Origin of the sequence: Sphingobium sp. AntQ-1 (assembly GCF_028538045.1) — a bacterium.
In the GTDB taxonomy this organism is placed as follows: domain Bacteria; phylum Pseudomonadota; class Alphaproteobacteria; order Sphingomonadales; family Sphingomonadaceae; genus Sphingobium; species Sphingobium cupriresistens.
Window position 1 is genome coordinate 375,892 of record NZ_CP117159.1, and the last position, 13,705, is coordinate 389,596.

Annotated in this window: 20 protein-coding genes; 10 read left to right on the forward strand and 10 right to left on the reverse strand. The window is 62.6% G+C overall.

Annotation, left to right across the window (positions count from 1 at the left end; all coding sequences use genetic code 11):
* Positions 1 to 21 precede the first annotated feature (21 nt).
* Positions 22 to 477 (reverse strand): DoxX family protein, encoded by a 456-nt coding sequence (locus sphantq_RS20600; protein WP_272800288.1) that lies wholly within the window; start codon positions 475 to 477, stop codon positions 22 to 24.
* A gap of 27 nt (positions 478 to 504) precedes the next feature.
* The gene (locus tag sphantq_RS20605; RefSeq protein WP_272800289.1) at positions 505 to 774 is read right to left on the reverse strand and encodes a BufA1 family periplasmic bufferin-type metallophore; all 270 of its coding nucleotides are present in this window, start codon (positions 772 to 774) and stop codon (positions 505 to 507) included.
* A 241-nt stretch (positions 775 to 1,015) separates the two neighbouring features.
* On the opposite strand from sphantq_RS20605, the gene sphantq_RS20610 reads away from it, so the two are divergent.
* The 5 genes from sphantq_RS20610 to sphantq_RS20630 all read left to right on the forward strand — a co-directional run bounded on the left by sphantq_RS20610 (position 1,016) and on the right by sphantq_RS20630 (position 4,256).
* The gene (locus sphantq_RS20610; RefSeq protein WP_272800290.1) at positions 1,016 to 1,552 is read left to right on the forward strand and encodes a sigma-70 family RNA polymerase sigma factor; all 537 of its coding nucleotides are present in this window, start codon (positions 1,016 to 1,018) and stop codon (positions 1,550 to 1,552) included.
* Positions 1,552 to 2,193, forward strand: a complete 642-nt coding sequence (locus sphantq_RS20615) for a DUF1109 domain-containing protein (RefSeq protein WP_066608584.1) — start codon at positions 1,552 to 1,554, stop codon at positions 2,191 to 2,193. The genes sphantq_RS20610 and sphantq_RS20615 overlap by 1 nt, the downstream gene beginning before the upstream one ends.
* A gap of 75 nt (positions 2,194 to 2,268) precedes the next feature.
* A complete protein-coding gene (bufA2, locus tag sphantq_RS20620) occupies positions 2,269 to 2,541 on the forward strand; it encodes a BufA2 family periplasmic bufferin-type metallophore (protein WP_066608582.1) in 273 nt (90 codons plus the stop codon).
* Positions 2,542 to 2,631: 90 nt separating this feature from the next.
* Complete coding sequence (bufB, locus tag sphantq_RS20625; protein ID WP_272800291.1) at positions 2,632 to 3,474, forward strand: MNIO family bufferin maturase; 843 nt, start codon at positions 2,632 to 2,634, stop codon at positions 3,472 to 3,474.
* Complete coding sequence (locus tag sphantq_RS20630; protein ID WP_066608577.1) at positions 3,471 to 4,256, forward strand: HvfC/BufC N-terminal domain-containing protein; 786 nt, start codon at positions 3,471 to 3,473, stop codon at positions 4,254 to 4,256. Before bufB ends, sphantq_RS20630 begins: the two co-directional genes overlap by 4 nt.
* A gap of 146 nt (positions 4,257 to 4,402) precedes the next feature.
* Here the strand turns inward: sphantq_RS20630 and sphantq_RS20635 are convergent, their stop codons facing one another.
* Positions 4,403 to 5,173, reverse strand: coding sequence for a crotonase/enoyl-CoA hydratase family protein (locus sphantq_RS20635; RefSeq protein WP_443021570.1), 771 nt, complete (start codon positions 5,171 to 5,173; stop codon positions 4,403 to 4,405).
* 243 nt (positions 5,174 to 5,416) lie between these two features.
* Positions 5,417 to 5,635 carry a hypothetical protein gene (locus tag sphantq_RS20640; RefSeq protein WP_272799346.1) on the reverse strand — a complete coding sequence of 73 codons (219 nt, stop codon included), beginning with the start codon at positions 5,633 to 5,635 and terminating at the stop codon, positions 5,417 to 5,419.
* A gap of 124 nt (positions 5,636 to 5,759) precedes the next feature.
* Between sphantq_RS20640 and sphantq_RS20645 the strand changes: the two genes are divergently transcribed.
* Positions 5,760 to 6,541 (forward strand): IS5 family transposase gene (locus sphantq_RS20645; protein ID WP_272799347.1). Its coding sequence is split into 2 segments (ribosomal slippage): positions 5,760 to 6,084 and positions 6,084 to 6,541, totalling 783 coding nucleotides; the frame shifts between segments, so codons are not numbered across the junction.
* Between the two features lie 97 nt (positions 6,542 to 6,638).
* A complete protein-coding gene (locus sphantq_RS20650) occupies positions 6,639 to 6,887 on the forward strand; it encodes a transposase (protein WP_272800292.1) in 249 nt (82 codons plus the stop codon).
* 616 nt (positions 6,888 to 7,503) lie between these two features.
* Here the strand turns inward: sphantq_RS20650 and sphantq_RS20655 are convergent.
* Positions 7,504 to 7,968, reverse strand: a complete 465-nt coding sequence (locus sphantq_RS20655; RefSeq protein ID WP_066608283.1) for an Lrp/AsnC family transcriptional regulator — start codon at positions 7,966 to 7,968, stop codon at positions 7,504 to 7,506.
* A gap of 119 nt (positions 7,969 to 8,087) precedes the next feature.
* Here sphantq_RS20655 and alr point away from each other — a divergent pair, with 119 nt between their 5' ends.
* Genes alr through sphantq_RS20670 form a run of 3 tightly spaced genes read left to right on the forward strand, consistent with a single transcriptional unit; the run spans position 8,088 to position 10,838 of the window.
* The gene (gene alr, locus sphantq_RS20660; protein ID WP_272800293.1) at positions 8,088 to 9,224 is read left to right on the forward strand and encodes an alanine racemase; all 1,137 of its coding nucleotides are present in this window, start codon (positions 8,088 to 8,090) and stop codon (positions 9,222 to 9,224) included.
* A complete protein-coding gene (locus tag sphantq_RS20665) occupies positions 9,221 to 10,477 on the forward strand; it encodes a D-amino acid dehydrogenase (RefSeq protein ID WP_066608276.1) in 1,257 nt (418 codons plus the stop codon). The genes alr and sphantq_RS20665 overlap by 4 nt, the downstream gene beginning before the upstream one ends.
* Before the next feature lie 16 nt (positions 10,478 to 10,493).
* Positions 10,494 to 10,838: a RidA family protein gene (locus sphantq_RS20670; RefSeq protein ID WP_066608275.1), complete on the forward strand. Its 345-nt coding sequence runs from the start codon at positions 10,494 to 10,496 to the stop codon at positions 10,836 to 10,838.
* 173 nt (positions 10,839 to 11,011) lie between these two features.
* Here sphantq_RS20670 and sphantq_RS20675 read toward each other — a convergent pair whose 3' ends face one another.
* From sphantq_RS20675 to sphantq_RS20695, 5 genes are all read right to left on the reverse strand, one after another.
* Entirely contained in the window at positions 11,012 to 11,707 is a 696-nt protein-coding gene (locus tag sphantq_RS20675) for a spermidine synthase (RefSeq protein WP_244884477.1), read from the reverse strand.
* A 32-nt stretch (positions 11,708 to 11,739) separates the two neighbouring features.
* Positions 11,740 to 11,949: a hypothetical protein gene (locus sphantq_RS20680; protein ID WP_082679199.1), complete on the reverse strand. Its 210-nt coding sequence runs from the start codon at positions 11,947 to 11,949 to the stop codon at positions 11,740 to 11,742.
* Positions 11,950 to 12,008: 59 nt separating this feature from the next.
* On the reverse strand, positions 12,009 to 12,149 hold the full coding sequence (locus sphantq_RS20685) for a hypothetical protein (protein ID WP_165363663.1): 141 nt from the start codon (positions 12,147 to 12,149) through the stop codon (positions 12,009 to 12,011).
* A 130-nt stretch (positions 12,150 to 12,279) separates the two neighbouring features.
* Positions 12,280 to 12,609: a DUF6481 family protein gene (locus tag sphantq_RS20690; RefSeq protein WP_066608265.1), complete on the reverse strand. Its 330-nt coding sequence runs from the start codon at positions 12,607 to 12,609 to the stop codon at positions 12,280 to 12,282.
* Positions 12,610 to 12,683: 74 nt separating this feature from the next.
* Positions 12,684 to 12,890, reverse strand: coding sequence for a cold-shock protein (locus sphantq_RS20695; RefSeq protein WP_129927484.1), 207 nt, complete (start codon positions 12,888 to 12,890; stop codon positions 12,684 to 12,686).
* Between the last annotated feature and the right edge of the window lie 815 nt (positions 12,891 to 13,705).

Sequence of the window (13,705 nt, forward strand, 5' to 3'; positions counted from 1 at the left end):
GATCGGGAGTTTCGGACTCCGCTATTTCTGCTGCCGGCGTTCAATGCCCATCAGGCGGTCCAGAGACCATTCGCCCCCGCCCCGCGCGAATAGGAAGAGCTGCAATCCCGCCCAGACAAGATGAGTCGGCCAGGCGTCGGGATAGACGAATATCTCGATCACCAGGGTCATGCCCAGCAATGCGGCCGCGGCTGGTCGGGTGAACAAGCCCAGAACCAGCAAGATCGGGAAGACATGCTCCGAATAGGTCGCCACATGCGCCGCGACGTTCGGAGGAATGAGCGGCAAGGCATATTCGGTCTGGAACAGCTCGTAGGTGGAGGGCGTGATGGTCTGCAGACCCTCCACCTTGGTCCGGCCCGACAGGGAGAAGGTGGCGGCGATGCCCAGACGCGCGATCAGCAGCACCAGATTGTCGGGGATCAGCATGGTCAGCCGATCGCAGGCTTCAGCATAATGGCGCGCAAAGGATATCATCGCTCTTCTCCGCAGGATCAGGAAGGATCACGCCTTGGGTGTCAGCGACCCGAAGCCCTTGGGCGTCTTGATCTTGGTGCAGGTGCCGGCCTTCACCAGTTTCCAGGCGTCGCCCTGATAGGCTATCCGCGACGTGCCGGCGCAACTGGTGCCCGCGCCCGCCTTGCAGTCATTCTTGCCGGCCTGTGACACGCCATAGCATTTTTCCATGGGCTTGGTCGGCTCTGCGGCATGGGCGCCGCCGGTCGTGATCGCGATGGCGAGGGCGGCGGCCAATATGGCCGGGGTCGATGACATGATATTTCTCCGTCGAAAAAGCGGGATGGCCTCACATGCGACAGAGCCGTTTGCGGCGGCTCCGTCGCACGGCAACCCTGGGAGGCCAAGCGGGCCGGGTTACGGAAGCTTCTTCGCGGCGGAACGGAAAGACGTTACAGATGGCGCAACAGATGGCGCAGAAAATGGTCGCGCAGCATTTTTCCGCCGCATCGCTGTAACCATTGGGCCTCTAGCCACGAATGACTGTTCGGGAGTGCGTATGCGGGCGAGCGAAGAACAGCTCAGGATATGGATGATCGGCGGTCTTGATGGAGACGCCGATGCCTATACCGCCTTGCTCGGCGCGCTCGTCCCGTTGCTGCGATCCTTCTTCGGACGCCGCCTGCGCGGCGGCGCCGATGATGTCGAGGATCTGGTGCAGGAAACATTGATGGCCATTCACGCCCGTCGCGGGACATATGACCGGACCCGGCCCTTTGTCGCCTGGGTCTATGCGGTCGCGCGCTACAAGATGATCGACCAGTTCCGCCGGACCCGGCCCATGGTGCAGATCGAGGGACTGGAAGAGATATTGGTCGCGGAAGGATTCGAGGATGCCTGCGCCGCGCGCATGGATCTCGATCGGTTGCTGGGCGGCCTGTCGCCCAAGCAGGCGAAGGCGATCCGCGATACGAAGGTCGATGGGCTGAGCGTGATGGAGGCCGCGCAGGCGGCCGGCCTGAGCGAAGCCGACGTCAAGGTTTCCGTCCATCGGGGCTTGAAAACGCTGGCCGCGCGGTTGAGGGGACAGGGGTGATGCAGACCGAAGACCTTATCCGCGCGCTGGCGAGCGATGCGCGCCCGGTTCCGCGCCATGCGGTGGAATGCAGGGTCGGGATTGGCCTGGCCAGCGGCGGCATCGTCACGCTGGCGGCGATCGCCGCGGCGCTGGGGTTCCGGCCCGATCTGGGGGTCGCGATGCAGGCTTTCCCGTTCTGGATGAAATGGGCCTACACGCTCTCGCTGGGGATCGGTGCGATCGCCGCGACGCTGCATCTGGCCCGGCCGGATGCGGCGCGCGCGCCTTGGCTCTGGCTGCTGGCGCTGCCGTTCGGCCTTTTGCTGGCCGCCGCCGTGAGCGAACTGATCCGAACCCCGGTTGATGGCTGGCAGCGTCTCTGGCTGGGCCATAGCTGGACGCGATGTTCGATGCTGGTGGCAAGCTTGTCCGTGCCGCTGTTCGCCGGCCTGCTCTGGGCCTTTCGTCGCCTGGCCCCAACCCGGTTGCGTCTGGCGGGCGCAATGGCGGGGCTGGCGTCTGGCGCCTGTTCGGCAACGCTCTATGGCCTGCATTGCCCGGAAGCGTCCGCCACCTTCGTCCTCACCTGGTACACGCTGGGGATGGTTCTGGCGACGCTGAGCGGTGCGCTGATCGGGCCGCGTTTCCTGCGTTGGTAGATAATGTGTAACCATCGCGGACGTTGCCCCGAAGAACCCTGTGCCATCCCGGCAATATTCTTCGGAGATCATCTCATGACCAGCATCAAGTCCGGCGTCAGCATCGCCACCACCGCTGCGCTGCTCGCCATCGCCGGCATCTCGGCCGCCGCTCCGGCCTTTGCGGCCGATGCCGCCAAGACCACCCATTGCTATGGCGTCAATAGCTGCAAGGGCACGTCGGACTGCAAGACCGCCAAGAATGACTGCAAGGGCTTGAACAGCTGCAAGGGGCAGGGCTTCAAGGAGATGTCGGCTGAAAAATGCACCGCCGCCGGCGGCAGCCTGACCGAGCCCGCGGCTCAATAATATCGGCCTTCGCGCACGCCCCCATCGCGTGCGCGATATCGAGGCCCGGCTTACCCCCGGCCGGGCCTCCCCCTTTCCCGGAGCGTGCCGATGACCGCCACCCCCATCGCCTCCTTTGACGGCTTCGGCCTTGGCCTGCGCACGCCGCACTATCAGGATTTCCTGACGAGCACGGCGCCGGTCGATTTCGTGGAGGTCATATCCGAGAATTTCATGATCGATGGCGGGCGTCCCCGTCATATCCTCGATCAGATTCGCGAACGGCATCCGGTGGCCTTGCATGGCGTGTCGATGTCGATCGGATCGGCCGACGGGCTGGATCGCGCCTATCTGGCACGCCTGAAAACATTGGTCGACCATGTCGATCCGCTATTCGTGTCCGACCATCTGTGCTGGACCCGGATCGCGGGGTTCAACGCGCACGACCTCCTGCCGCTTCCCTATACCGAGGAAGCGCTCGATCTGGTTTGCGCCAACATTCTGCAAGCACAGGACGTGCTGGAACGGCCGATGCTGATCGAAAACCCCTCCACATACCTGCAATTCACCGCCGACAGCATGACCGAATGGCAATTTCTGAACGCGATGTGCGCGCGCACCGGCTGCGCTCTGTTGCTGGACGTGAACAATATCTATGTCAGCGCGATCAATCATGGCTTCGATCCCATGACCTATCTCGATGGCGTGCCGGCCGACCGCGTGCGCCAGATTCATCTGGCCGGACACAGCCAAGGCCGCGATTGCCTCATCGACACGCATGACCAGCCCGTGCCGCCGCCGGTCTGGGCGCTCTACGCCGAAGCCTGCCGCCGGATCGGGCCGGTCGCGACCATGATCGAACGGGACGACGACATTCCCCCGCTTGCCGACTTGCTGGCCGAACTCGACATGGCCCGCGCGATCGCGACGATGGACCGGAGGCGGGCGGCATGAGCCTCGCCGCGATGCAGCGCGATTTCGCCGGATGGCTGACCGACCGGCCCGGATCGATGGCGGCCTGGGTGGATGGCGCGGCGCAAGCCGGGCTGGATGTCTATCATAATGCCTACCATATGCGGTTGGCCGATTGCCTGCATGAGATGTTCGAAAAAACGGCGCTCTGGCTGGGCGACGAGGCGTTCATGACCGCCGCGCGCGCGCATATCGACGGTAGGCCGCCCCATGGCTGGACGCTGGGCGTCTATGGTGACGGGTTCGACCGGACGCTGGCGCGGCTCTATCCCGACGATCGCGAAGTGGAGGAACTGACCTGGCTGGACCATGCGCTGACTCGGACGTTCGAGGGACGCGATGCCGATCCGGTCAGCGCAGAGAGGCTGGCGGGGGTGGATTGGGATGAAGCATCGTTGATTTTCGTGCCGACGCTCAGCATTGGTCCAGCGATCACCAATGCAGGCGCGATCTGGTCGGCGCTGGCGGCGCAAGAACAACCGCCGGCCGCGGCCATGCTCCCTGAACCCGGCGCCATGCTGGTGTGGCGACAGGGCTTCACCCCCTGTTTTCGCGCGATTGGAACGGTCGAAGCCGACATTTTGGCTGATGCCGTTGCGGGCGCCAGCTTTAGCGCATTATGCGCGTCGCTGATCGATCGGCTGGGCGAGGAAGCTGGCGTGAGGGCGGCCGGCGCCTTGCTGGGCCAATGGATCGGAGAAGGGCTGATCACCGATATTTTTCACGCCAGTTCGATCCGCATCGCGCCGCCTTTCATGCCATAGCGCAATTCTGCCCCGTTTACGGTGCAAGGCGAGGGTGGACCAATGCGGCCAAGCCCGCAACGCCCGACTCGCTCAATAGGTCGGGTGCGAATAAAAATTAGAGATGGATCGACCTCTTAGCTTTAACGCCATTCCGGCTCTTCCCACTAGGGATAGAAGCCCGGCATGTCCTGACTGACGCTGTCGGGATAAACGGGCGTGCGCTTTTCGAGAAAGCTGGTTACGCCTTCGCTTGCATCGGCGCTGCGCCCACGGCCATAGACGGCGCGGCTGTCGATGCGGTGCGCCTCCGTCGGATGACTGAAACCCAGACCGCGCCAGAGCATCTGCCGGGTGAGCGACACCGAAACGGGGGCGGTGTTGTCGGCGATTTCCCGCGCGATACCGCGCGCGACGTCGAGCAGCGTATCGGGCGCGTGAACGGAGCGCAACAGGCCGCCCGCCTGCGCCTCATCCGCCAGCATGACCCGGCCGGTGGCGCACCATTCCATCGCCTTGCTGATGCCGACAAGGCGCGGCAGGAACCAGCTTGACGCCGCTTCGGGTACGATGCCGCGCCGGGCGAAGACGAAGCCGATCTTCGCGCCTTCGGCGGCGATGCGAATGTCCATCGGCAGGGTCATGGTGATGCCCACGCCGACCGCCGGGCCGTTGATCGCCGCGATCACGGGTTTAAGGCTGTTGAAGATGCGCAGGCTGACCAGACCGCCAGTGTCGCGCACATCCGGGTGGGACCAGTCGATGCTGCCGTCGGCGCCTACGGGGCCATCTTCACGCACGGCATAGTTGAAAGTGTCCGCACCCGCTTCCAGGTCCGCGCCGGCGCAGAAACCACGGCCTTCGCCCGTGACGATCACGACCCGCACCATATCGTCGGCATCGCTGCGGTCGAAGGCGGCGATCAATTCCTGCGCCATGGTGGCATTGAAGGCTATCGACGGGCGCCCGAAAGCTTTGACGGATGACGAAAAGGCGCGAATGGAGGGGTTGTCGATCGGTTGACGGGTGTAGGCCAGTCCGATGTGGCGGTCACTCGCTGGAACAACGGAGCGCCGCTTCCCGGTTCCGGATTCCATTGGCCAGCGTCATGTTCCATTGCAGGCAAGTCCGGCACCGAGATCATTAGCCTAGGCGGCGTGGACAAATTGGCGGGCGTGAGCTTATCGCGGCTGACGGGCGATCTCGACTGCGGCCTCGATCAGGTTTGCGGCAACTTCCTTGCCGAAGGTGTTGACGGTGATGTGACCGTCATCCAGTATGCTGATGTCGAAGAGTGTAGTTCCGTCGCTTGAGAGCACCTCCAGACGTATGCCGTCGAAGTTTACGTCGGTTGCCCACTGGTATTCCGCAGTGCGATCTTCGAGTTTCAGCGTTCCCATATAAATAGCTTATCGCCTACCGGTCCGGTTTGCTATCGATCCCGCGCTGTAGGTGTCGGCCATCAGCGAAGACGATTGACGTAGCGCAGGCGGATTGATTCAAGGCTGCTTTTTGGAGGCAGGCTTGAGCAGGGGCGATCTCACTGAATCAGAATGGCGCGTTCTGAAGGCCTTGTTGCCCATCGAGCCTGAAAACCGTGGTCGAGGCAGGCCGCCCGAACAGAACCGCTCCATCATCAATGGCATCCTCTGGCGACTTCGTTGCGGCGCTCCGTGGCGTGACGTGCCGCCTAAATATGGCAGTTGGAACACCATCTATCGACGATTCCGGCGGTGGAGCGAGGCCGGGGTCTGGGAGGCGGTCGCCGTGACGCTGGCCGAGATCATGGCGGACAGCGGCCACTACAGCATCGACAGCACCACCGTTCGCGCCCACGTCTCGGCAGCGGGCGGAAAAGGGGGACTCATCGACGCGCTCTTGGCCGCTCGCGGGGCGGGTTCACAAGTAAGCTTCACTGCTTGGCTGATGCCCTCGGACGACCACTCGCCTTCATCCTGACGGGCGGTGAAGTGGCGGATTGCAAGGCATATGATGCCTTGATCGGCCTGCCAGAACGCGCACCTGATGCACTGTTGGCCGACAAGGGCTACGATGCCGACGCAATCCGTGCCGACCTCGCCAAACGGCAGATAGAGCCCGTAATTCCGGGCCGCTCAAACCGCAGGGTGAAGATCGAGCATGACCGAACGCTCTACAAGCAGCGCAACCGCATCGAGCGTATGTTCGGGCACCTCAAAATCAACCGTGCCATCGCAACCCGCTACGACCAACTGGCCAATAGCTTCCTCGGCATGGTCCATCTCGCCACCGCCAGATACTGGCTCAAATTTGTCCACGCCGCCTAGGCAATATGGACGAATTTGTCGGTATGGAAAATTTCCAATTCCTAAAATGAATCCGTTCTGATTCCTAGGCTTCCGACTATCAGGGAGGTCGGAATGGTTGTCGACACGGATGGATGAGGAAGAGTGGGAGCACGCGCTGCTGCTATTCTGGGCGTGCTTGCCGCGCCGGGGACGCAAGGCGGACAACCGGCGCTTTCTGGAGGCACTGCATTTCTTCACAGTGGAGAATGTGCGTTGGCGGTCGCTTCCCAAGGATTACGGCCACTGGAACAGCGTGTGGACGCGGTTCGACCGGTTGAGCAAGGCCGACATGTTCGCCCCCTTTTCGACACGCTGGCTTCGATGAGTCCGTCAGCGCATCGGATGCAGATGTTCGATTCTACGACCGTGTGCGCCCCTGTGTCGGCAGCGGACGCAAAAGGCAGCAAAGTGGTCAAGCCCCCGGCCGCTCGCGCGGCGGGTTCACGACCAAAATCCACAAATAATATATCAAGTATCACGGCAATACAGGCGACCCGCTCGGAATGCCGACCTTCATCTTTGGCGAACCGGGTTTTTACGGCATTTCGGCGAGCTTGCCCTTTGGCGGTGCGAAACGAGCCGTGATCGTCGCTCTGCGCTGGGTCTGATCGGCGCCGCCGCCTGGTCCCCGGTGGCCGCCAACCCGGCCGAAAAGATCATTGTCCGCTTCAATGATGGTGTCGCCAGCGGTGATCTGACCGCGCGCGCTGAGGTGGCCCTATGGATCGAAAATCCCGGTCAGCCGGTATTTCGCGTAAAAGCCGGACGGCCAACCAATCGAGAGCGGCCGGACCCAGGCGCGGCCCGCACGCGACTTCACGGTCAAGATCGAACCCAAACGGCTGAAACCCGGCCGGGATTATGTCATGCCGGATGCGCAGTGGGGCAACGAGTGGTACTATGTTCGAAGCTTTCAGATGACTTCACAGGTCGCCGCAACATTATTTCTTGGCGCGTCGTGGTCGCAGTGCGTCGCGCATGGCGATGCTGGAGTTGATCCGCGTCACGCCGGGCATCCGCGACAGGATTTCGCCGTGGATGCGCTCATAGGCGTCGACGCTGTCCGCCTCCACCCGCAACCAATAATCGACCGCCCCGGTCATCAGGAAACATTCGCGGATTTCGGGACATTGCCGTACCGCATGTTCGAACCGGGCGAGAAAATCGTCGGTCTGCCGGTCCAGCGTCACCTGGACCAGCACATTGACCATGGCGGTTTCGTCGCGCCCGCCAGCGACGAGCGTATAGCCGCGAATATAACCACCGGCCTCCAACTGTTTGATGCGCCGGTGGCAGGCGGACGGAGACAGGCCAACCTTTGCGGCGATGTCCGCATTGGAACGTCGGGCGTCGAGTTTCAACAAGCGCAATATGGCGCGATCGCTATTATCCAGGGTGGCGGTCATTCGTTCGAATCCAACGGAAGATTCATTACTTCATGCCAAAATGTTCGAATAGTGTCCTGCATATAAAATGGATATTCGAAGAAACGTGATCTACTATGGTCTCGTCGAAAGGATATGGCATGGACGGTGGGACGGCGGCGACCCTGCGCATCGATCTGGGCGCTTTGGTGGCCAATTATGCACTGATTGTGCGTCAGGTCGCGCCCGCCAGCGTGGCCGGCGTGGTGAAGGCGGACGCTTATGGCCTGGGCGCGGTTCCGGTGTCGCATGCCCTGCTGCGGGCGGGGTGCCGCCACTTCTTCGTGGCGCATCTGTGCGAGGCGGCGGCGTTGAAGCCGCATCTGCCGGCGGATGTTCCGCTTTATGTCCTCAATGGATTGCCGCCCGGCGCCGAAGCTGCCTGTGCCGCGCTCGGCGCCGTGCCGGTGCTCAATTCGCTGGCGCAGATCGATGGCTGGGCCGCGGCCGCCCGCACGCTGGGCTGCGCGCTGCGCGGGGCCGTCCAGGTCGATAGCGGCATGTCGCGCCTCGGCCTCACGCCGGGCGAACTGACGATCCTGCGCGACCAGCCCCACCTGCTGGACGGCATCGACCTGCGCCTGGTCATGAGCCATCTCGCCTGCGCCGATCAGCCGGACGACGCCTTCAATCGAGATCAGCGGGACAGGTTCGACGCGATCGCCGACCAGTTTCCCGGCGTACCGCGGTCGCTCGACAATTCGGGCGGGGCGATGACGACCGGCGTGCGGCATGGCGACCTGGTCCGCGCCGGCATCGCGCTCTATGGCGGCGCGCCGCATGGCGATCCCGCTCCCAATCCTATGCGGGCCGTGATCGCGCTCGACGCCTATATCGTGCAATTGCGGACCGTGCCGGCGGGTGCGGGCGTCGGCTATGGCCTGACCCACCGTTGCGATCGTCCGTCGCACATCGCGACCATTTCGGTCGGTTATGCCGACGGCTGGCCCCGTCATCTCAGCGGTCGCGGCAGCGCCTATATCGGCGGCGTCCGCGTACCGATCGTCGGGCGGGTGTCGATGGATAGCACGGCGATCGACGTCACCGACATCGCCGATTATCTGCTCTATTCCGGCGCACCGGTGGAACTTATCGGGCCGCACCAGACGATCGATGCAGTCGCCGCGCAGGCGGGCACGATCAGCTACGAGATATTGACCCGGCTCGGCCACCGCTACGCGCGCAGCTACCTGCCCGCGCCGTCCGCCGCTGCTGACCAGAGGAGCGGCAAGGCATGAAGATCGTCATATTGGGTGGCGGCGTGATCGGCGTCACATCCGCCTGGTATCTGGCGCAGGCGGGGCATGAGGTGGTCGTCGTCGATCGCCAGGCCGGCGTGGCGCAGGAAACCAGCTTCGCCAATGCGGGCGAGATTTCCCCCGGTTACGCCTCGCCCTGGGCGGCGCCCGGCATCCCGGCCAAGGCGCTGCGCTGGCTGTTCATGCGCCATGCGCCGCTGATCCTGCGGCCCAATGTGGACATGGCGATGCTGCGTTGGATTGTCGCGATGCTCGGCAACTGCAACGCGCGGGATTATCGCATCAACAAGGGGCGCATGGTCCGGCTGGCGGAATATAGCCGCGACCGGCTGATCGCGCTGCGCGCGGAAACCGGCATCGCCTATGACGAACGCAGCCGAGGCACGCTCCAGCTATTTCGGGAACAAAAGCAACTCGACGGCATCGCCAAGGATATCGAGGTGCTGCGCGCCGACAACGTCCCGTTCGAAGTGCTGGACCGCGCCGGTTGCCTGGCCGCCGAACCGGGGCTGGCGGCCAGCGGGTCGCCGATCGTCGGCGGGCTGCGCCTGCCCAATGACGAAACCGGCGATTGCTTCAAATTCACCAATGCGCTGGCGGACATGGCCAGGGCGCGGGGCGTGCAATTCCTGCTGGGCCGCAATATTCAGGCGCTGGCGACGGGCGCCGGCCGCATCCGCCATGTCGTCACCGATCATGGCATGGTCAGCGGCGACGCTTATCTGGTCGCGATGGGCAGCTTCTCGCCCTTGCTGGTCGCGCCGCTCGGCCTGCGCCTGCCGGTCTATCCAGTGAAGGGCTATTCGATCACCGTGCCGATCGTGCAGCCGGACGCCGCACCGGTGTCGACCCTGCTCGACGAAAGCTACAAGGTGGCGATCACCCGGCTGGGCGACCGCATCCGCGTGGGCGGCATGGCCGAACTGTCGGGCTATACCAACGATCTGCCGCAGGCGCGCCGCGACACGCTGGACCATAGTGTCAATACGCTGTTCCCCGGCGCTGGCGACCTCTCACGCGCGACATTCTGGAGCGGACTGCGGCCGATGACGCCGGACTCGACCCCGGTGGTGGGTGCGACGACGATCGACAATCTGTTCCTCAACACCGGCCACGGCACGCTGGGCTGGACCATGGCCTGCGGATCAGGTCGGGTGATCGCCGACATCATCAGCGGGGCCAGGCCGGACATCGAAACCGCCGACCTGGCGCTCTCGCGCTACCGGCACTGAGGCAAGGAGACATAGCATGACCATCACCCGCATCGAAACCGGCCCGCGCATGAGCGAAGCGGTCATCCATGGCGACACCGTCTATCTGGCTGGCCAGGTCGGGGAAGGCGACAGCGTGACCGCCCAGACCCAGTTCGCGCTGGACGAGATCGACCGCCTGCTGGCCCTCGCCGGCAGCAGCAAGGCGCATATCTTGCGTGCGACCATCTGGCTGGCCGACATGACCGATTTCACCGAAATGAACAGCGTTTGGGACGCCTGGATCGCCGACGTCGACGCCCCGGCCCGCGCCACCGGCGAAGCCAGGCTGGCGACCGCCGACTATAAGGTCGAAATCATCATCACCGCCGCGCGCGCGTGATCGTTATGCCGGTGGATAAGTGTATGCAGGCGAAATCTTCAGCGCCGGCTTGGCACGCTGAACACCTGAACTGGCGGTGATGAATTTTGTTGATCGCATCCTGCGACGGACGCGCATTTGGAGCCGCTTCGTTGAACGTCAGCATGTCTGCCTTGATGGCTGCACCTTGATCGTCATTGGTTCCGGGTTGCAAACCAGATAATATGGGTGGCGGCTTCTCCATCGATCACGACCGGCACGTCAACCTCTTCGACATGGAAACGGGCGCGTTCAAGTCGATCGACGAAATCATCGTCTGGATAAGCCGACCATATAGCGAGTATCCCCTTTGGCCGCAGGGCCGCGTGTGCTGCGCGCAGCCCCCAATTGCAATAGAGGCGCTCATTGGCAATGTGGATCAACCCATCGGGACCATTATCGACATCCAGCAGGATCGCGTCATAGCCGACCGTCTCCTTGACGATGGCGTCATGGACGTCGCCCATTGTCAGGCACACCCTGTCGTCGGTCAAATAATCATGGAACAGGTGGGCCAGCGGTCCTTTCGCCCATTCTACGATCGCGGGGAGTAGCTCGGACACCGTAACCGCGGCGGTTGTGGGAAGGGATTTGAGCGCAGCGCCCAGCGTGAAGCCCATGCCCAACCCGCCGATGAGGATGCGGCTGTCGCTCTGCGTCAGCCGCTCGCATGTCAAGACGGCCAGCGCCTCTTCGGACTGACGGACTTGGTTGCCCATCAACTCCGTGTCGCGGAAGCGGATCGAATAATCGTCGCCCCGGCGCAACAGGCGCAATGTCCCGCCATCAGGAAGATCGGCCGTGTCGATCAGTTCAACCGGCACTGTTGCAACTTCAGCAGTTATGGCCAAAAAACATGCCCCTTTATTGGCTTCATGCGCCTTTATTGCGTGGCATATTGTCCAGGTTGAGCCTTGAACGTATCTCGCGCAAAGTTGCGCACGGCTGCTGCCGATTTGAACACTTCATCTTGTAACTGAGATGTTACGAGCGGATAACCCTGCGAATTATAACGGGTTTCGCGAACCGTGAGCCGAAAATTCCCTTCCTCATCCTTAGTGATCAAAAAGGGGCGGATTTTTTCTCGGCTCATCGGTGTTCCTTATAATATTGGGAAGCCCGCAATGGATATGTTTGCGAGCCTGCGATTGGTCAGCCCAGAACGGCCGCGACGATCTGCTTCAATTCGCAACTCGACAATGTTGCTGCGGCGGGCGTGGCGGGTCGTCTGACCGACCTGCCATAGGGCAGGCGGAAGGCCGGGCGGCTACGGGTTTCGGAAATGATATTCATATAAAATCCTCGCGGCTTGTGCCGCGTTTTGTTTGCAGGCGATGGCGCTTGACCCATCCAATGAGCGTGTCGTTGGGAGATTGTCCCCGGACTGTCGCTGATGGTGGAACTGCGCCCTGCCTATTCAAGATCAGGCCCGGTTCTTCCGGGCGAGATAGCGCGCGTCGCGCGCAGCTTTACGTTCGGCTTCGGTCAATACCGGCTTCTGGCGTGCGGCGCTTGCCGCTGCGGCTTCGAGGGCCAGCGCTTTTTTGGCGGCCTTCTCTTCTTTAGCCGCCAAAAGGGCGTTTTGACGCTTTTCGCGTGCCGCCGCTTCCTTTGCTAGACGCCGTTCGGCGCGTTCGGCCGCTGCGGCTTCATCGACCGGGGGCTTGTCGCGCAATTGTTCGAGAACCGCCGTTCGGGCGCGCGCGGCCGCAGCGATGCGCTCCTGAAACTGAGGTTCCTTATATCTTTTCATGCAGAGAAATATCCTGTTGTGTTAAATGCAGCCCGATAGGGGCCGGGCGGCCGAGCCGCCCGGCCAAGCCCTTGTCAGGCTGCCTGGAGGTTGACTGCCGACATCTTGCCGCGCTGATCCTTTTCCAGCTCGTAGGTGACGCGCTGGTCTTTATCGAGCGTGCGCAGGCCGGCGCGCTCGACGGCAGAAATATGCACGAACGCATCGTCGCCGCCCGTTTCGGGAGCGATGAACCCATAGCCCTTGTCGGCATTGAAGAATTTGACGGTTCCGGTGATCATAACGAAGTCTCCTTGTCACAGGTCTACGGGCATACGCGACAATTCGCGCATCCCGGCTTTTAGAGGCAAATATGGGGACAAAGGAGAGCCGAAGCGGCCCGATATCCGTCAAAACGCGACGTTCAGCAAAGTGGCTTTAGCACAAGTCGCTGCGATTTCAAAATCGAACCCCGCGCATGGTCGCTGCGCCCTGACAGGTGGACCTGAGGCGAAGCGCTATGGATGGGAGATATGGTCATGTAGGATCGTACGGCTTGCGACGCCTGACCTCATTTCTAGGGCCGCCGCTGCCACCTGCAACGGCGTCGTCAAAGCGGATCGTAGCTGAACAGCCACATGGACGAAGGCTGATTATTCGCCTTGTCTCCGGCGCTTTGAAGAAGGCCCACCATCGTATAGCGCGTGTCGGCCTTAATAGCGCCGGAGAGTGTCAGGGGAGACAGGCGGGGAAACATAGAGCACAACGTCACGTCCCTCTTCGGTCGCCCTACTGACGGCGGTATAGCCAAGCTTGCGACCCGGCCGCCGCTCATTCGCCGGGCCGATGCCAGTCGAGCCCTTGAGCTTGGTGATGCGGCCTGCGACGCGAATCAGATTGCCATTGGGTGGTCGCTGTCGGTAAATTCGGCTTCCTTCACAAGGCCGGGGTCTAACGCCACTGCCGCCTAACCCTGGCGGCCATCGGAATATTCCTGCGGATACCGAGTATCGCAACCCCTCGTATGATCGCCAATGCATGGGGATCTGGGGGCGATCCAAAAGGCCGCGAAGTTGCAGGCCGCTATCTGCACTTGATCAGTCTGCACTTGATCAGA